Below are 17,045 nucleotides of genomic sequence, written 5' to 3'. Positions count from 1 at the left end.
GGCGTGCGTTGCTGCTGGCAGCCTGCGCGGCCACGCTGCTGGCCCTGCCCGCTTGCAACCGGCACACCCCCATCGACGCCAAGGTCTTCGTCGGCAAATGGCATTCCTCCCGCCTGGCCACGCCCTTGTACCTGTATGCCAACGGTGAATGGGAAATCCGGCAGGACGACGGCACGGTGCTGCAATACGGCGTGTGGGAATACAAGGACCGCCACCTGTTGTGGAGCTACAAGCTGGGCAAGCAGTTTGGCCATGAGACGACGACGGTGCTGGCCGCCAGCCCGCAGGAAATCCGCCTGCAGGAAAGCGACAACAGCACCACCGTCTTCACCAAGCTCGGCCCGGTGACACACTAGCCCGTTGCACCGCACACCACATCCCATGGCCGAGCAACCCGCGAACTACTACGACATCCTGGAAGTCAGCCCCCGCGCCAGCGCGGAGGTGCTGCGCGCCGCCTACAAAAGCCTGATGCAGCGCCACCACCCGGACAAGCACGGGACCGACAGCCGCATGGCCCAACGCGCCAGCCTGATCGCCCAGGCCTATGGTGTGCTGTCGGACAGCAGCCAGCGGGCCGCATACGACGCCCAGTTGGCACGGCAGCAAGCGCCCAGGCCACCGCTGTCCGCCGCCCATGCGCCCAGCAACACCCGCCGCGCCGCCGCCCCCGCGCCACGCTCGAACTGGTACCTCTGGCTGCTGGCCACGGTGATCGCCTTGTGCGGCGCTGCAATGTGGGCGCTGTCCGGTAAAAAGCCGATCACCCGGCCAGATGCCAGCGCTGCACAGCCGGCAGCCAGCCAACCCGTGGCACAGAAGCCGGAAACCGCCAGCCCGACCACTACCGACAGCAGCAGGGCCAACGACAGCAAAGCGCCCAGCCCCCTGCAAATCGCCCTGCTGGGCTCCGACCTGCGCATCGTCCTGGCCAGCAGCGAGCCCCTGCCCGAGAACGTGGAAGCCAGCCGGCATATCCTGACCATACCGGCACTCACGGTGGACATAGGCCCGGCGGACGCCGACAAGTTTGCCAGCGCCCTCACCCAGCACAAAGAGACCGTGCTGGCCAAGCTGGCCGACAAGCTGGTCTACGCCAGCTACCCCGAACTGAAGATTGACGGCGACAAATACCTGGCCCGCTTCATCCAGGACGCGCTACGCGAGATCACCGGCACCCAGGGGCTGGACGACAAGACATCTCCCAGCGCCAACAGCACCCCGGCCAACACCGAAACACCACGCTACGGCATCGTCGCCGTCACGCTACCGGCGTCTTTCGGGCTGCGCTGACTGCAAGGAATTTAGCCTGATTAGCTGCTTGCCTCAGACACACCACCACAACCGTTCGCCCTGAGCCTGTCGAAGGGCTTGCTGATAGAGCCCTTCGACAGGCTCAGGGCGAACGGGGTCTTTCATGTGCGTACTTGCAATCTGAGGCATGTAGCTAATCAGGGAATTTAGCCCGCTAGCGCAGATAGCACCTGCGCCAGCAGCTCTTTATTCCATAGCAAACGCTTAGGGCAGCGAAGCCAGCAGCGCCGCGTTGCCGCCTGCTGCCGTGGTGTTCACCGTCAGCGTCTGCTCGGCGCAGAAGCGGTACAGGTAATGCGGGCCACCGGCTTTGGGGCCGGTGCCGCTCAAGCCTTCGCCGCCGAAGGGCTGCACACCCACCACCGCGCCGATGATGTTGCGGTTGATGTAGACATTGCCAATGTGGGCGGCGGCGGCCAGCGCGTGGGCGCGGCTGTCGATGCGGGTCTGGATGCCCAGGGTCAGGCCGTAGCCCAGGGCGTTGATCTGCTCGATCACCGCCTGCGGATCGCCCGACCAGCGCACGATGTGCAGCACCGGGCCGAAGATTTCCTGCGCCACGTCGCTCACCTGGTTCAGCTCAAAAGCCTGCGGCGCTATCAAGTTAGTAGCTGCCTGCGCAGGAGCTACCTGCGGCAAAAGCACTTTCGCGGTGGAATTCAGGCGCTGGATGTGCTTCTGGATGCCGTCGAAGGCTTCCTTGTCGATCACCGGGCCCACGTCGGTCGCCCACGCTGCGGTATTGCCCAGCACCAGCTCTTTTGCCGCCCCCTGGACCATCTCGATCACGTGGTCGGCAATCGCATCGTGCACGCACAGCAGACGCAGAGCCGAGCAGCGCTGCCCGGCGCTACGGAAGGCGCTTTGCACCACGGCATCGACCACCTGCTCGGGCAGCGCGGTGCTGTCCACCAACATGGCGTTGATGCCGCCGGTTTCAGCGATCAGCGGCACGATGGGGCCGTCTTTGGCGGCCAGCGCGCGGTTGATGATGCGGGCTACCGGGGTCGAGCCGGTGAACACCACGCCGGCGATACCGGGCAGCGCCACCAGGGCCGCGCCCACAGTTTCGCCAGGGCCGTGCAGCAGCTGCACCGCGCCCTCAGGCACACCGACCGAGTGCAGCAGGCGCACGGCTTCCAATGCGACGAACGGGGTTTGCTCGGCCGGCTTGGCCAAGACCGTGTTGCCGGTGGCAAGTGCCGCCGCGACCTGGCCCATGAAGATGGCCAGCGGGAAGTTCCAGGGGCTGATACAGACCCAGACGCCGCGCGCGCTCAGGCGCAGCTCGTTGGTTTCACCCGTGGGGCCGGGCAAGGCGACGGGGGCCATGATGCGCTCGGCCTCGTCGGCGTAGAAGCGCAGGAAGTCCACGGCTTCGCGCACTTCGGACACGGCGTCGCCCCAGGTCTTGAAGGCTTCTTTCACCAGGATGGCGCAAAAGCGTGGCATCTGGTGTTCCAGCGCGTCGGCGCTCTGGCGCAGCAGGGCGGCGCGCTCGGCAACCGGGGTTTTGCTCCATATTTTGTAGCTAGCTGCGCTGGTGGAATATGCGCTAGCGGCCTGTTTTGCATCAAACTCTGGCACCGAGGGAACGGTCAGGTTGTCATAGGCGGTTTGCAGCGCGGCGCGCTGGGTAGCGACTTCCAGATCCAAACCGGCGCTATTTTTGCGGCCGGTACCAAACAGCTTGGGCGGCAGCACAAAGGCGGACTCTGGCTCCAGGCGCAGGGGCGACACCAGAATTTCCTCCATGCCCACCGACTCGTCGGCCAGCTGGTGCACGAAGGACGAGTTCGCGCCGTTCTCCAGCAGGCGGCGCACCAGGTAGGCCAGCAGGTCGCGGTGCTTGCCCACCGGGGCGTACACGCGGCAGCCAATCAGCGGATTCTTCAGCACCTCGCGGTACACGCCCTCGCCCATGCCGTGCAGGCGCTGCAGCTCGAACGGGTTGCCGCTCTTGGCCGCCAGGCTCAGGATGGCGGCGATGGTGGCGGCGTTGTGCGTGGCGAATTGCGGGTAGATGGCATCGGGCGCGTCCAGCAGCGCCTTGGCACAGGCCAGGTACGACACATCGGTGTGGTGCTTGTGCGTGAACACCGGGTAGTGCGGCAGACCCAGCTCTTGGGCGCGCTTGATTTCCGAATCCCAGTACGCGCCCTTGACCAGGCGGCACATCAGGCGCAGCTTGTATTTGCGGCCGATGCTGGCGATATGCTGGATCAGCTCCAGCGCCCGGGTTTGGTAGGCCTGCATGGCCAGGCCAAAGCCGCGCCACTGCGGCTGGTGCTGGGCCACCAGCGCAGCCAGGGCTTCAAACACGTCGAGCGACAGCTCCAGGCGGTCCACTTCTTCGGCGTCGATGGTCAGGTTGATGTTGGCACGGGCGGCTTGTTCGCACAGGCTCCAGACGCGCGGCACCAGCTCGGCCAGCACGCGTTCGCGCTGGGTCCACTCGTAGCGTGGGTGCAGGGCGCTGAGCTTGATGGAAATACCATCATTCTTCTCGGTAGCGCCCGTCTTATCTGCGCGGCCAGCTATGGCTTCGATAGCATTTTTGTAACTTTGCAGGTAGTTCAACGCATCGGCATCGGTGCGTGCACCCTCGCCCAGCATGTCGTAGCTGTAGGTCAATTGGGACTGCTTTTTACGGGCCGCATCGGCTTCGTCCATGGCGTCGCCAATGGTCTGGCCGAGCACGAACTGGCGGCCCAGCAGCTGCACGGCACGCACGGTGGCGGCGACCACGGTCTTGGCGCCCAACTTGGTCAACAAACCGTGGGGCGCTTCGGCGTCGGGCAGGAATTTTTTCGACAAGGCTATGGCGCTACTGGACAGCTTGGCCAGCGTAGAGCGGCCCAACACCTGGGCGGCTCCGGTTTCGTCCATGCCGTCAAAGTCGGCACGGCCCAATTGGTCGGCTGTCAGGGCGATGGCGGTTTCAGCATCAGGCACGCGCAGCAGGGCTTCGGCCAGGCGCATCAGGGCCAAACCTTCGGCACTGGAAATGGGGTATTCGCGCAGCAGGCTTTCCATGGCCCAGAACGGCGGCGGGTTGTCGCGCACAGCCTGTACCCAGGGGCGCGCGGGGGCGGAGGCTATGGCCCAGTCCAGCGCACCCGACAAGGCGGCAAGACGGTGGGCAACGACTTCGGCCTCGGGCCGGTAAGGGGTGGGCAGACGCATGGTGAACTCCGGTGGAAATGAGGAACAACAAATTGCAACATCCGCTAGTTTGCCGCGCATACACCCGATAATTTCACCAAATTTTTAATGCAAACTAGTTTAAAAAACTACGCCCATGCTATTGAGCGATTCCAGGAAAGGCGTTGCGCAGCCCCGAAATGAGCATCTCCACCGCCATCGCCGCCAGCAGCAGTCCCATCAGCCGCTCCAGCGCGATCAGGCCGGATTTACCCAGGCGCCGCGCCAGGGCGCTGGCCGATAGCAGCACCAGCCAGACCACCACCATGCTGAGTGCAATGGCGGCAGCCCAGGTCCAGGCGCGCTCGGGCTGGCGCGAGGCCAGCAGCAACACCGTGGCCAGCGAGGACGGACCGGCAATCATCGGAATGGCCAAGGGCACCAGCACCGGCTCGCCCTCTTCCTCCGGGCCGGAGAAGCTAACCCCCATGCTGGGGAACGCCATGCCCATAGCGATCAGGAACAGGATCACGCCGCCCGCAATCTCCAGCGAAGCGTCAGTGAGGTGCATGACGTGCAGCAGCCGGTCTCCACCCCACATGAAGACCAGCAAAATCACCAGCGCAAAAAAGCATTCGCGGCTGACGACGGCAAAGCGCCGCTCGCGCGGCGTATTGCGCAACAGGCTGAGCACGATGGGCACGTTGCCCAGAGGGTCGAGCACGATCAACAAGACCATCAAGGCCGAATAGAAATCGTGCTGCATGGCGATTAGCTGTTGGCGGGCGACACCTGGCGCATCAGCGTGCTCTTGCCGAACAGGCTTTCCACCAGGTCCACGGCCAGTTCAGCCGTCTGGTTGCGCACGTCCAGCGCCGGGTTCAGCTCGACGATGTCCAGCGAGGCCAACAGGCCGGTGTCGGCAATCATCTCCATGCACAGCTGGGCTTCACGGTAGTTGGGGCCGCCACGCACGGTGGTGCCCACGCCGGGGGCGATGTCGGGGTCGAGAAAGTCCACGTCCAGGCTGATGTGCAGATGGGTGTTTTCATCCAGTCCGTCCAGCGCCATTTCCATGGTGTGGCGTATGCCCATCTCGTCAATGAAGCGCATGTCGAAGACTTCGATGCCGATCTCGTGCACAAAACGCTTTTCGCCTGCGTCCACACTGCGGATGCCGATTTCGACGATTTCCGACGGGCTGATGGCGGGCACATGGCCACCGATTTCGATCAGCGACTTCGGGCCATGGCCGCACAGGCAGGCGACCGGCATGCCGTGGATGTTGCCGCTGGGCGTGAGGGCCGCAGTGTTGAAGTCGGAATGCGCGTCCAACCACAGCACGCGCAGCTTCTTGCCGGTTTCACGGCAGTGGCGCGCTACCGCGCTGATCGAGCCAATGCCCAGGCAATGGTCGCCACCGAGCATGATGGGCATGCGGCCCGATTGCAGCTCGAAGTGCACCACCTTGTGGACCAGCTCGTTCCACTGGGCGACTTCCGGCAGATGGCGGTAGCCATCCACGGGTTCTTGCCAGGGGTTGGCCGGGCCACGGATATTGCCGCAGTCGCGCACATCCAGGCCCGCCAATTCCAGGGCCTGGGCCAGGCCCGCAACGCGCAAGGCCTCGGGCCCCATGCGGGCGCCCCGCGTGCCGGCACCGATGTCGGTGGGAACGCCAATCAGGCTCACGCCCTTACTCGAAGATGTCATGCTGCTACTGCTTCCGGTGAGAGTGCTGGTGCGGATACCCCGGTCTTTACAACCGAGGGACGTACCAAACTATACAAATCTTTGGGGTCGTCCAGCCCAGGAATCAGCGCCAAGCGCTGGCCCAAGCCAAGCTCTTGTGCAGTGTCGCGCATAAAGCGCAGTGCGGAGTAGTCCTCCAGCGCAAAACCTACCGAATCGAAGACCGTAATTTGCGCCTCGCTGCTACGGCCCACGGCCTTGCCGCTGAGGACTTGCCACAGCTCGGTCACGGCAAAGTCGGCTGGCAGCTGTTGCAGGTCACCTTCGATGCGGGTTTGCGGCTCGTATTCCACGAAGACGCTGGCAGCGCGCAGCACGTCGGGGTGCAGCTCGGTCTTGCCGGGGCAGTCACCACCCACGCCGTTGATATGCATGCCAGGCTCCAGCATGTCCGGCGTGAGGATGGTGGCATTGGTCTTGTCGGCGGTCACGGTGGTCACGATGTCAGCACCGCGCACGGCCTCTAAGGTGCTGGCACAGACCACAACCTTCAAGGCGGTGCCGCGCAGGTTGTCCACCAGCTTGGCCGTGGCCAGCGAGTCGGTGTCGAACAAGCGCACTTCTTCGATCCCCATCAGGTGGTGGAAAGCCAGGGCCTGGAACTCGCTTTGAGCGCCATTGCCAATCAGCGCCATGCTGCGGCTGTTCGGGCGGGCCAAAGCACGCGCGGCGACCACGGAGGTGGCGGCGGTGCGGATGGCGGTGGTGAGGGTCAGCTCGCTCAGCAGCTCAGGTACGCCGGTGGCCACGCTGGCCAGTACGCCAAACGCCATGACCGTCGGCAGGCCGTGCAGCGCATTGTTCTTGGGGTGGCCGTTGACGTATTTGAAAGCGTAGCTGTGGTCGTCGGCAATCGGCATCAGCTCGATCACGCCTTCGGCGGAATGGCTGGCGACGCGGGCACATTTGTCAAAAGCCTGCCAGCGCAAAAAATCGGCCTGGATGGTGTCGGCCATGCCGCGCAAGCAGGCGGACAGCCCCTTTCGTTGGACGATGCTGGCCACGTCTTGGGCGCTAAGGAATTGGGTGGGGACTAGTGCGATGTTGTGCATGGTGCAGGTCTTTCTAGGAATGCACGCAGTGTCGCAACAGAGACTGTCAATGTACATCGTCAATATTGCCATCTTTTAGACAAAAAACTATCGTTTTGCTATAAATTTCTATCTAAATGACAATTCAGGATAAAAAAAAGCCACCCGGAAAACCGGGTGGCTTTTTTGCATAACTAAATCCAAACCGGCTTAAGCCGGCAGGGAATTAGAAAGCGTGGCGAACGCCCACAGCGAACACGTCAGACTTCAGATCAGCAGCGCCGTCTTGCTTAGCCTTGGAGTAGTTCAAAGCGGTGTACACGGAGGTACGCTTGGACAGGCTGTAGGAAGCGCCAACTGCGAAACCGTTGCCGGTCACGTCGTTGATGCCAGCCAATTCGCTCTTGGAGTGAGCGTAACCAGCGGACACAACCAGAGCTGCGCCAACTGGAATGTCAGCACCGATTTGGTACACGCGTTGCTTGTCGAAACTGACGCTGTTGAAACCGGCAACCAAACCATTGGTCGTGGTGTTCTTCACATCACGGTAGCTAGCCAAGATCTTGGCAACGCCCAGATCGTACGTAGCGTTCAGGAAGGTGTCCTTGTTGTTCTTGCCGGTACCAATGAAGGTCTTCTTGTCTTGTTGGTGAGCGAGACCAATGTACAAAGGACCAGCAGCATATTGAACGTTCACAGCTGCAACGCCTTCAGCGCTTTGGTTAGCCGTCTTGTTTTCACCCAGAGCGTAGCTGACTGCACCGGAGAAACCGGAGAAGCTAGGCGTCAGGTACTTGATTTGGTTGTTGGGGTTGGAGTTGTAGCCGGACTCGATGAACACGGAAGGCGAGAAAGCCGAGTCAAACACTGCGTGAGCAGCGCCGTTGATGTCATCACGTGCGGTGTAGTCGTTACCCAGGCGGATTTCACCGAAACCACCGGAGAAGCCAACCCACGATTGACGGTTGAACTGGGCGCCAGCAGCGGCACCGGTGCTCGCGTCAAAACCGTTTTCCAGAACGAAGTTGGCCTTCAAGCCACCGCCCAGATCTTCGGAACCCTTCAGGCCCCAACGGCTGGTGGAAACGCCACCGCTGGACAAGGTGTTTTGACGAACAGCGGCAGCACCTGCAACGCTATTGATTTCGTCTTTGCCAGACTGCAAGCTCAAGTCAACGATGCCATACAGGCTCACCGACGACTGGGCCATTGCAGCACCAGTGGAAGCCAGAACGGCCAAAGCAATCAAACTCTTTTTCATGGGATTTTCCTAACGGGTTGAAAAATTGGTGTTTGAAGTTTGCCCCCAAAACACATAGCAACCCGCAATAACCCTGCAATTTCTTCAGAACCTGTTGTTATTGAGATACAACTTCACGGACCTTTCACACACCAAACGTTAGCAATTACTTTTTTTGAATCCAATTGTTAATGCTGTGTGTAGTTATGAAAAGAGACGGTGTTTTAACCATAATTTCTCAAGATCCCGTCATCGTCGATACGCCGGAATGCCCCCATGATCACTTGGTCTATCAGGGAAGCCCCCCCGGCTAGGGGTGGCTTTCAAAGCAAGCCGGACAAGCCGGCATCTACTTAAAACGAGTGATTCAGGCCTACCGTGTAGATGTCGGTCTTGACCTTGTCGCCAACCGCAGGCTTGCTTTGTTCCCACATTGCGCCGGTGTACAAGAAGGTGCGCTTGGACAGGCTGTACTTCGCACCCAGACCCAGGCCGTCACGCTTCGTTCCACTGACGCCATTCGTGTCCTTATCCTTCGAATAAGCATAGCCGGTGGACAGAACTAAAGCTGGGCCAACGGGAACGTCCACACCGAATTGGAATTGATTGGACTTCAAGTCCAGATCGGTCGTGTTTTGGTTGTAGCTACCTTCGAGCTTCACGACGCCGAGATCATATGACGCGTTAAAAAGCACGTCTTTGTACGAAGCTGCGCCAGTACGGCCAGCTGTAGTGTGTGCCTTGCTGTCTTCTTGGTAAGCCAAGCTCAGGTACAGAGGACCGCCGGTGTACTGCACATTCACAGCAGCAACGCCCTTAGCGCTGGTCGTAGCCGTCTTGTTTTCACCCAATGCATAGCTCGCAGCAACAGTCACGCCACCAAAGCTGGGGGAGCTGTACTTGATCATGTTGCCTGGCTTGCCGTTGTAGGCAGCACCGTTCTGCCACACGGTGTAAGCAGGAGCCAACAGGCCGTCCCACAGCGGATCGCTGTTGATGGCAGTGTCATCGTACGCCGTACCGGTATTGCCGAAATCGAACTCACCAAAAGATCCCGCCAGACCGACATACGACTGCCGGTTAAAAATAGAGCCAGCCTTACCAGTACCGGTGTCCACGTTAAAGCCACTTTCCAGATTGAAGACAGCCTTCAAGCCGCCGCCCAAATCTTCAGCGCCTTTGAGCCCCCAACGGCTACCGTTAATGCCGCCGCTCTCCAGCAAGGTTTTACGCAAGTCGTTTGCCTTTGTAGACTGCAAATTCACATCAATGATGCCGTACAACGTGACCGAAGACTGGGCCATCGCAGCACCAGTCGAAGCCAACACGGCCAAGGCAATCAGACTCTTCTTCATGGGAAATTCCTAATAGATAAAAATTGGTAGAAATAGTGGCCCCAATCGGCCACAACGCGAACTGATAGAGCCACGGTCGACATCACGTCCATGGTTTGCTGTTATTTGCTTACTGCTTTCCAGCCGTTACACAATTAACGTAGCATTAATGCAAATCCCATGCCACAAATCGCCAGCGCACTAGCAGCAAAAGCACGCAAGATTGGCGATTTTTGGCTATTTCATGTCCATTAGCAGCAAAATGACACCATGGACGCAACCGACCAACAGCTCATCTCTCTACTGCGCAAGGACGCTCGCACCACAGTGGCAACCCTTGCGCACAAGCTTGGCGTGTCACGCGGCACCGTCACCAACCGCATTACGAAACTGGAAGATGCCGGCGTCATCGTCGGCTACACCATACGGCTGCGGCCCGACGCACAGCCCAATGAGATCCGCGCCTGGATGGGTATTGCCGTAGCAGGCAATGCCACACGCGCAGTCATTGACAGCCTACTGGGTGAACCCGGTGTGGCCGCACTGCACGACACCAACGGCCGCTGGGATTTGCTAGCAGAGCTGCGTGCAGCCAACCTTGCCGAGCTATCGCAAGTACTGGAACGTATCCGCTTGGTACGCGGCATCAGTGCCACAGAGACCAGCATCCACCTTGAAACCTACCGCTTGTCGTGACCAGCACCCTTTTAGACCTAGACCGCATCGACCTGAAAATCCTGGACTTTCTGCAGGAAGATGGGCGCATCTCCAACCTCAAGCTGGCTGAAAAGGTCAGCCTGTCGCCCACTGCCGTGCTGGCGCGAGTGCAACGCCTGACGAAAGAGGGCTACATCCTGGGCTACGAGGCTCGTCTCAACCCCCTGCAGTTGGGCGCGTCCATGATGGTCTTCGTCGAGGTTCTACTGGACCGCACCACACCAAACGTCTTCGAAGCCTTCAAAGCGGCGGTGCAAGTGCGTCCCGAAATCATGGAGTGCCATATGGTCGCGGGCGGCTTTGATTACCTGCTCAAGACCCGCATGGCCGACATGCTGGCCTACCGCGAGTTTGCAGGCACTGTGTTGTGGCAGCTGCCCGGGGTTCGCGAAACCCGCACCTACGCCGTCATGGAAGAAGTGAAGAACTCCACCCGTCTGCGCCTGGGCTGAGCCCCCCTCAAGCGGGGTAGCTGCGTCCACCAAAAATCGCAGTCCCCACGCGCACCATGCTGCTGCCCGCCAGCACTGCGGCCTCCAGATCCGCGCTCATGCCCATGGACAAGGTATCAAAGCGGTCCACCCCAGGCAATGCGGCCGCCACGATGGCGTCGAACAGGGCGCGGGTTTGCTGGTGCACCGCCAGTTGCTGCGCAAACTCGGACAAGGGCTCCGGTATCGACATGATGCCGCGCAGACACAGGCGGGGCAAAGCGGCAACCTGGGCGGCCAAGGCCTGGACCTGCCCGGGCTCCACACCCGACTTGGTAGGCCCGCCATCGACGTTCACCTGTAGGCAAACATTCAAAGGCGGCAAATGGACCGGGCGCTGGTCACTGAGCCGCTGCGCGATCTTCAAACGGTCTACGGTATGTACCCAATCGAAGTTCTCTGCAACCAGCCGGCTCTTGTTGCTCTGGATCGGGCCTATGCAGTGCCACTCCAGCGGCAGATCGCGCAGGGCAGCCATCTTGTCCACCGCTTCCTGGATGTAATTCTCACCAAAACAAGTCTGGCCCGCTGCATGGGCTTCACGCACGGCGGACGCGCCCCAGGTCTTGGATACGGCCAGCAAAGTCACCGCGTCGGTGGGGCGCTGCGCCTGCGCGCAGGCGGCAGAAATCCTTTCTAAGACCTGCTGGAGATTGTGGCTAATGGTCGTCATAATCAAAGCCCACAGCGTACCAAAACATCGAGGGATCCGTGGACATCACCCAACTGCTTGCGTTCAGCGTAAAAAACAAGGCCTCCGACTTGCACCTGTCCGCGGGGTTGCCCCCCATGATCCGGGTGCACGGGGATGTTCGGCGCATCAATGTGGAGCCACTGGACCACAAGACCGTTCACGCCATGGTGTACGACATCATGAGCGACAGCCAGCGCAAGCATTACGAAGAATTTCTGGAGGTGGACTTCTCCTTCGAAATCGAGGGTCTGGCGCGCTTCCGCGTGAATGCATTCAACCACGCCCGTGGCGCAGGCGCCGTGCTGCGGACCATCCCGTCCAAGATCCTGACCCTGGACCAATTGAACGCCCCCAAGATCTTTGCCGACCTAGCGCTCAAGCCCCGGGGCATGGTGCTGGTCACAGGTCCCACAGGCTCGGGCAAATCCACCACCCTGGCAGCCATGGTCAACCACCTGAACGAAACCGAGTACGGCCACGTCCTGACCGTGGAAGACCCTATTGAATTCGTACACGAGTCCAAAAAATGCCTGGTCAACCAGCGTGAAGTAGGCCCGCACACCCTGAGCTTTTCCAACGCATTGCGTTCAGCACTGCGTGAAGATCCAGACGCCATCCTGGTGGGTGAAATGCGCGACCTGGAAACCATCCGACTGGCGATGACGGCGGCCGAAACCGGCCACCTGGTGTTTGGCACTCTGCACACCTCCAGCGCGGCCAAGACCATAGACCGGATCATTGACGTGTTCCCAGCCGAAGAAAAGGAAATGATCCGAGCCATGCTGTCGGAATCCTTGCAAGCGGTCATTTCCCAGACGCTGTGCAAAACCAAGGACGGCCAGGGCCGCGTGGCAGCGCATGAAATCATGCTGGGCACCAGCGCCATCCGCAACCTGATCCGTGAAGCCAAGGTGGCACAGATGTACTCCACCATCCAAACCGGCAACGGTGTTGGCATGCAGACGCTGGACCAGAACCTGACCGACTTGGTGCGTCGCAATATCATCAGCCCGGCCGAGGCCCGGGGCAAAGCGAAAATACCGGAAAACTTCCCCGGCTGAACACTGACCATTGGAGCGCCCCATGAAGGGTATTCTCGAGTTTCTACTCAATAAAAAAGAACCAGAGCCCGGCGCGACCACCCCCGACTCGGTGCTGTTCACCACGGCCTTCAACGGCCAGGATGTGGACCCGTCCATGCTGGTGCCCTGGGATGCGCGCGCCGTCGAAGTCGGCGCCAAGCGCCTGGCCTCCTCCAGCAGTGTCAAGCTGCTGCAAAACCTATGGGCCAAAGACAAGAATATGGAGCACCTGGAAGCGGCCTCCATCGAGCGCATGGAACGCTTTTGCCAGTTTGCCGTGGTACCCGGCGGACGAGACATCATCCGCCAGGGCGAATACGGCAACTTCATGGTCGTCTTGCTCAAGGGCACCATCGCCATCGACCGGCTACAGCCCTGGGGAGAGCATCTTCGCCTGGCAGAAGCCAAGCCGGGTGACATCCTGGGTGAAATGTCGCTGTTGGACAGCGGCATGCGGTTTTCTGCCTGCACCACCCTGGACGACTGCGAGATCGCCGTGCTCAGCGCCGAGTCCATGGACGACATGATGAACACCGACCCCCGTCTTGCTGCCAGCCTGATTGCCTTGCTGGCACGCAAACTCTCGCTGCGCCTGCGCGCCATCAGCGCCCGGTTCAGTGACCGACCCAACTAAAAGGGCAACACAATGGAACGTGACCAGGCCAGCAAGTTCATCAACGACCTTCTGAAATTGATGGTCAGTCGCAGCGGCAGCGACCTGTTCTTGACCGCAGAATTCCCACCTGGCATCAAGGTCGATGGCAGCGTCACCAAGGTTTCGCCCCAGCCACTGACCTCGGCCCACACCTTGGCGCTGGCCCGCGCCATCATGAGCGACAAGCAAGCAGCCGAGTTCGAGCGCACCAAGGAATGCAACTTTGCCATTTCCCCTGCTGCGATTGGCCGATTCCGGGTCAACGCCTTCATGCAGCAAGGCAAGGTTGGACTGGTGATACGTGTCATACCCAACTCCGTGCCCACCATCGACGGCATGGGCCTGCCGCCCGTACTGAAAGACGTGGTCATGAGCAAGCGCGGCCTGTGCATCCTGGTGGGCGCCACCGGCTGCGGCAAGACCACCACCCTGGCCGCCATGGTGGACTGGCGTAACGACCAATCCTTTGGACACATCATCACCATCGAAGATCCAGTGGAGTTTGTGCACGCCCACAAGAATTGCGTGGTGACCCACCGCGAAATCGGGCTGGACACAGACAACTGGGACATCGCACTGAAGAACACCCTGCGCCAGGCACCCGATGTGATCATGATGGGCGAAATACGCGACCGTACCACCATGGAGCACGCCATCGCATTCTCGGAAACCGGCCATCTGTGTCTGGCCACGCTGCACGCCAACAACTCCAACCAGGCGCTGGAGCGGATACTCAACTTCTTCCCCGAAGACCGCCGCCCCCAACTGCTGATGGACTTGTCGCTGAACTTGCGCGCCATCGTGTCGCAACGCCTGGTGCCACGCCAAGACAACAAGGGCCGCACAGCAGCGGTCGAAATCTTGCTGAATACGCCGCTGATCTCTGACCTGGTATTCAAGGGTGAAGTCTCGGAAATCAAGGAGGTGATGAAGAAAAGTCGCAACCTCGGCATGCAGACTTTTGACCAGTCCTTGTTCGATGCCTACGAAAGCCAGCTCATCAGCTACGAAGATGCCCTGCGCAACGCCGACTCGCTCAACGACCTGCGCCTGCAGATCAAGCTCAACAGCCAGCGTGCCAAGACCCAGGACCTGGCGGCGGGCACGGAACATTTCGCGATTGTTTAGGCTCACCCCCAGGCTACACACTGCGTGTTTCCGCCAACCCCACTTGCATCGGTTTGCCAAAACCGATGCGACATGCAGGGGGCGATACCAGTGGCCTGGCGAAGCCAGTTCCACGGTATCTCGCGGGGCATGCGTTCCGTCTATTAGTTCCGTCTCATTATTGATATGTCCAGTACCAACCCGAAAACCTACGATTCCGTTCCTTCCAAAAAAGTCGCCTTCATCGGCCTGGGCGTCATGGGCTACCCCATGGCGGCGCATCTGGCCTTGGCCGGACATGCGGTCACGGTGTACAACCGCACCACTACAAAATCCATAGCATGGTGCGCAGAATATTTCAGCACTACAGCCCCAAAACATGCTGAAACCCCACGGCTGGCAGCAATAGGTGCCGACATCGTTTTTTGCTGCGTGGGCAATGACGATGACCTGCGCGCCGTCACTCTGGGCGCCGACGGTGCGTTTGCCGGCATGGAGCCAGGTGCCATTTTTGTGGACCACACCACGGCATCGGCCGAAGTCGCGCGCGAGCTGGATGGTGCCGCACGCACGCTGGGCCTGCGCTTCATCGACGCGCCCGTATCCGGCGGCCAGGCGGGTGCGCAGAATGGCCTGCTGACAGTCATGTGCGGTGGCGATGCACAGGCATTTGACGCTATCGCCCCGACAGCCATGGCCTTCTCCCGCGCCATCACCCGGGTCGGCGAAAGCGGCGCCGGCCAACTGGCCAAGATGGTCAACCAAATCTGCATTGCTGGGCTGGTACAAGGCCTGAGCGAGGCCGTGGCCTTCGGCCAGCGCGCTGGTCTGGACATGCTGCAGGTGCTGGAGGTGATTGGCAAGGGCGCCGCCCAAAGCTGGCAGCTGGACAACCGTGGCAAGACCATGGTGGCCGACAAGTTCGATTTCGGCTTCGCGGTGGACTGGATGCGCAAGGACCTGGGCCTGGTGCTGGACGAGGCCAAGCGCAACGGCGCGCGCCTGCCTGTGACGGCCCTGGTGGACCAGTTCTATGCCGATGTGCAGCTGATGGGTGGCCAGCGCTGGGACACGTCCAGCCTGATCAAGCGCCTCAAGTAATTCCGCGTTTCACCCGACCATAAAAAAGCCCCCGGCATCTGGATGCCGGGGGCTTTTTTTTATGGTGCCAGGACTCAGGAAGCCGGCGTTGCCGTGCTCACCGGAGCCGGTTGGGGAACGGCGTTCTTCAACTCGTCCTCGCTCAGCACTTCAAACACGCGCACCACTTTCTGCACGCCGCTGACGTTGCGGGCCAGCTCGGTGGCCCGGTCAGCCTCGCGCTGCGAAACACGGCCCATCAGGTAGACCGTGCCTCGCTCGGTCACCACCTTGAACACATTCGACTGCAGGTCACGCGCATCGACCAGTGCAGCCTTGACCTTGCCCGTCACCAGGGTGTCAGACGACCGCTGCGACAGCGAGGTCGAGCCCAGCACTGCCACCTCGTTCACTACCGAACGCACGTTGTCCACCTTCAGCACCAGGTCATCGAGCTTTTGCTTGTCGGCAGCGGTGGGTACTTCACCGGTCAGCAAGACCTGGCGGTTGTAGCTGGTCACGTTGATGTGGGCCTGCTCGCTCAGCGCCTGGCCGATACGGTTGTTGGAGCGCAGCTCGATGCCCTCGTCTTCCAGCTGTGCACCGGACGTGCGGCGGTCCGTGGCCACCATGGTCGAGCCCACAAATGCACCTCCCATCACCAGCGGCACGCACGCCGAAAGGCTCGCACCCAATACCACCGAAGCCACGCAAGTCAAATAAAACGGACGCATAGTGTCTTTCAAATTCAAAGGGGTTAAAAAGCCTAGAGAGGCGCCTCAAGGTCGCCTAGCAGCTGCGAGTCCACGCCGTCGCACAAGCAGTGCAAGACCAGCAAATGGACTTCCTGGATGCGGGCCGTACGGTCGTGCGGCACGCAGATGTGCACGTCGGTCTCCCGCAGTGCCGCGCCCATCTTACCGCCGCCCTTACCGGTCAAGGCCACCACGGTCATCTCGCGCTCGTGGGCAGCCTCGATGGCCGCCAGCACATTGGCCGAATTGCCGCTGGTGGTTATCGCCAGCAGCACGTCGCCCGGCTGCCCCAGGGCGCGCACCTGCTTGGAGAAGATCACATCGAAGTTGTAGTCGTTGCCGATAGCGGTGAGGATGGAGCTATCGGTGGTCAGCGCGATCGCGCCGAGCTCGGGCCGCTCACGCTCGAAACGGCCCACAAACTCTGCAGCGAAATGCTGTGCATCGGCTGCCGATCCGCCGTTGCCGCAGGCCAGCACCTTGCCGCCGCTGGTCACACTGGCCAGCATGGCCTGGATGCCCGCCGCAATCGGCTTGCTAAGGGGTTGCGCAGACTGGTATTTGAGGTCGGCGCTGTCGATGAAATGCTGCTGAATACGTTGTTCAATCATGGTCAGCGATGATACCCCCGCCCTATGTAGTCACGGTG

At 60.8% G+C, this 17,045-nt stretch carries 17 protein-coding genes; 8 read left to right on the top strand and 9 right to left on the bottom strand.

Translation table 11 applies throughout. The features are described 5' to 3' along the window. Positions 1-8: 8 nt before the first annotated feature. Both AC4BBN_RS11440 and AC4BBN_RS11435 read left to right on the top strand, forming a co-directional pair. Positions 9-356, top strand: a complete 348-nt coding sequence (locus AC4BBN_RS11440) for a hypothetical protein (protein ID WP_490592110.1) — start codon at positions 9-11, stop codon at positions 354-356. 25 nt (positions 357-381) lie between these two features. Then, the gene (locus AC4BBN_RS11435) at positions 382-1,293 is read left to right on the top strand and encodes a J domain-containing protein (protein WP_490592109.1); all 912 of its coding nucleotides are present in this window, start codon (positions 382-384) and stop codon (positions 1,291-1,293) included. Positions 1,294-1,518: 225 nt separating this feature from the next. Here AC4BBN_RS11435 and AC4BBN_RS11430 read toward each other — a convergent pair whose 3' ends face one another. From AC4BBN_RS11430 to AC4BBN_RS11405, 6 genes are all read right to left on the bottom strand, one after another. Further along, a complete protein-coding gene (locus AC4BBN_RS11430; protein ID WP_490592108.1) occupies positions 1,519-4,500 on the bottom strand; it encodes an L-glutamate gamma-semialdehyde dehydrogenase in 2,982 nt (993 codons plus the stop codon). A gap of 118 nt (positions 4,501-4,618) precedes the next feature. Then, on the bottom strand, positions 4,619-5,224 hold the full coding sequence (locus AC4BBN_RS11425; RefSeq protein ID WP_490592107.1) for a MarC family protein: 606 nt from the start codon (positions 5,222-5,224) through the stop codon (positions 4,619-4,621). A gap of 5 nt (positions 5,225-5,229) precedes the next feature. Next, complete coding sequence (gene rocF / locus AC4BBN_RS11420) at positions 5,230-6,171, bottom strand: arginase (protein WP_490592106.1); 942 nt, start codon at positions 6,169-6,171, stop codon at positions 5,230-5,232. Continuing rightward, the gene (ocd, locus tag AC4BBN_RS11415) at positions 6,168-7,262 is read right to left on the bottom strand and encodes an ornithine cyclodeaminase (protein WP_490592105.1); all 1,095 of its coding nucleotides are present in this window, start codon (positions 7,260-7,262) and stop codon (positions 6,168-6,170) included. Before ocd ends, rocF begins: the two co-directional genes overlap by 4 nt. Positions 7,263-7,467: 205 nt before the next feature. Next, a complete protein-coding gene (locus tag AC4BBN_RS11410) occupies positions 7,468-8,502 on the bottom strand; it encodes a porin (protein ID WP_490592104.1) in 1,035 nt (344 codons plus the stop codon). A gap of 332 nt (positions 8,503-8,834) precedes the next feature. Then, the gene (locus AC4BBN_RS11405; protein WP_490592103.1) at positions 8,835-9,836 is read right to left on the bottom strand and encodes a porin; all 1,002 of its coding nucleotides are present in this window, start codon (positions 9,834-9,836) and stop codon (positions 8,835-8,837) included. Between the two features lie 249 nt (positions 9,837-10,085). Between AC4BBN_RS11405 and AC4BBN_RS11400 the strand changes: the two genes are divergently transcribed. Together AC4BBN_RS11400 and AC4BBN_RS11395 are read left to right on the top strand one after the other, a co-directional pair. Then, positions 10,086-10,511 carry an Lrp/AsnC family transcriptional regulator gene (locus tag AC4BBN_RS11400; RefSeq protein WP_490592102.1) on the top strand — a complete coding sequence of 142 codons (426 nt, stop codon included), beginning with the start codon at positions 10,086-10,088 and terminating at the stop codon, positions 10,509-10,511. After that, positions 10,508-10,984, top strand: a complete 477-nt coding sequence (locus AC4BBN_RS11395) for an Lrp/AsnC ligand binding domain-containing protein (RefSeq protein WP_490592101.1) — start codon at positions 10,508-10,510, stop codon at positions 10,982-10,984. The genes AC4BBN_RS11400 and AC4BBN_RS11395 overlap by 4 nt, the downstream gene beginning before the upstream one ends. A 7-nt stretch (positions 10,985-10,991) precedes the next feature. On the opposite strand, the gene AC4BBN_RS11390 is transcribed toward AC4BBN_RS11395, so the two are convergent. After that, a complete protein-coding gene (locus AC4BBN_RS11390) occupies positions 10,992-11,696 on the bottom strand; it encodes a YggS family pyridoxal phosphate-dependent enzyme (RefSeq protein WP_490592100.1) in 705 nt (234 codons plus the stop codon). A gap of 38 nt (positions 11,697-11,734) precedes the next feature. Between AC4BBN_RS11390 and AC4BBN_RS11385 the strand changes: the two genes are divergently transcribed. The 4 genes from AC4BBN_RS11385 (at position 11,735) to AC4BBN_RS11370 (ending at position 15,662) form a co-directional block, all read left to right on the top strand. Continuing rightward, entirely contained in the window at positions 11,735-12,778 is a 1,044-nt protein-coding gene (locus AC4BBN_RS11385; protein WP_490592099.1) for a type IV pilus twitching motility protein PilT, read from the top strand. Positions 12,779-12,800: 22 nt separating this feature from the next. Further along, entirely contained in the window at positions 12,801-13,433 is a 633-nt protein-coding gene (locus tag AC4BBN_RS11380) for a cyclic nucleotide-binding domain-containing protein (protein WP_490592098.1), read from the top strand. Between the two features lie 12 nt (positions 13,434-13,445). Further along, positions 13,446-14,582, top strand: coding sequence for a PilT/PilU family type 4a pilus ATPase (locus AC4BBN_RS11375; RefSeq protein WP_490592097.1), 1,137 nt, complete (start codon positions 13,446-13,448; stop codon positions 14,580-14,582). A gap of 165 nt (positions 14,583-14,747) precedes the next feature. After that, a complete protein-coding gene (locus tag AC4BBN_RS11370; protein ID WP_490592096.1) occupies positions 14,748-15,662 on the top strand; it encodes an NAD(P)-dependent oxidoreductase in 915 nt (304 codons plus the stop codon). Between the two features lie 74 nt (positions 15,663-15,736). Here AC4BBN_RS11370 and AC4BBN_RS11365 read toward each other — a convergent pair whose 3' ends face one another. Then, entirely contained in the window at positions 15,737-16,375 is a 639-nt protein-coding gene (locus AC4BBN_RS11365; protein ID WP_490592095.1) for a BON domain-containing protein, read from the bottom strand. A gap of 32 nt (positions 16,376-16,407) precedes the next feature. Beyond that, positions 16,408-17,007, bottom strand: a complete 600-nt coding sequence (locus AC4BBN_RS11360; protein WP_490592094.1) for a phosphoheptose isomerase — start codon at positions 17,005-17,007, stop codon at positions 16,408-16,410. Positions 17,008-17,045 lie beyond the last annotated feature (38 nt).

This window comes from Rhodoferax sp. SPJ21 (assembly GCF_058216335.1).
This window is presented reverse-complemented; position numbering and strand designations above follow the sequence as displayed.

Bases quoted from the DNA above. Each gene is read 5' to 3' on its own strand.
- AC4BBN_RS11390 (WP_490592100.1), bottom strand. From the start codon at position 11,696: ATGACGACCATTAGCCACAATCTCCAGCAGGTCTTAGAAAGGATTTCT.
- AC4BBN_RS11365 (WP_490592095.1), bottom strand. From the start codon at position 16,375: ATGCGTCCGTTTTATTTGACTTGCGTGGCTTCGGTGGTATTGGGTGCG.
- AC4BBN_RS11380 (WP_490592098.1), top strand. From the start codon at position 12,801: ATGAAGGGTATTCTCGAGTTTCTACTCAATAAAAAAGAACCAGAGCCC.
- ocd (WP_490592105.1), bottom strand. From the start codon at position 7,262: ATGCACAACATCGCACTAGTCCCCACCCAATTCCTTAGCGCCCAAGAC.
- AC4BBN_RS11360 (WP_490592094.1), bottom strand. From the start codon at position 17,007: ATGATTGAACAACGTATTCAGCAGCATTTCATCGACAGCGCCGACCTC.
- AC4BBN_RS11405 (WP_490592103.1), bottom strand. From the start codon at position 9,836: ATGAAGAAGAGTCTGATTGCCTTGGCCGTGTTGGCTTCGACTGGTGCT.
- AC4BBN_RS11370 (WP_490592096.1), top strand. From the start codon at position 14,748: ATGTCCAGTACCAACCCGAAAACCTACGATTCCGTTCCTTCCAAAAAA.
- AC4BBN_RS11430 (WP_490592108.1), bottom strand. From the start codon at position 4,500: ATGCGTCTGCCCACCCCTTACCGGCCCGAGGCCGAAGTCGTTGCCCAC.
- AC4BBN_RS11375 (WP_490592097.1), top strand. From the start codon at position 13,446: ATGGAACGTGACCAGGCCAGCAAGTTCATCAACGACCTTCTGAAATTG.
- AC4BBN_RS11400 (WP_490592102.1), top strand. From the start codon at position 10,086: ATGGACGCAACCGACCAACAGCTCATCTCTCTACTGCGCAAGGACGCT.
- rocF (WP_490592106.1), bottom strand. From the start codon at position 6,171: ATGACATCTTCGAGTAAGGGCGTGAGCCTGATTGGCGTTCCCACCGAC.
- AC4BBN_RS11410 (WP_490592104.1), bottom strand. From the start codon at position 8,502: ATGAAAAAGAGTTTGATTGCTTTGGCCGTTCTGGCTTCCACTGGTGCT.
- AC4BBN_RS11425 (WP_490592107.1), bottom strand. From the start codon at position 5,224: ATGCAGCACGATTTCTATTCGGCCTTGATGGTCTTGTTGATCGTGCTC.
- AC4BBN_RS11435 (WP_490592109.1), top strand. From the start codon at position 382: ATGGCCGAGCAACCCGCGAACTACTACGACATCCTGGAAGTCAGCCCC.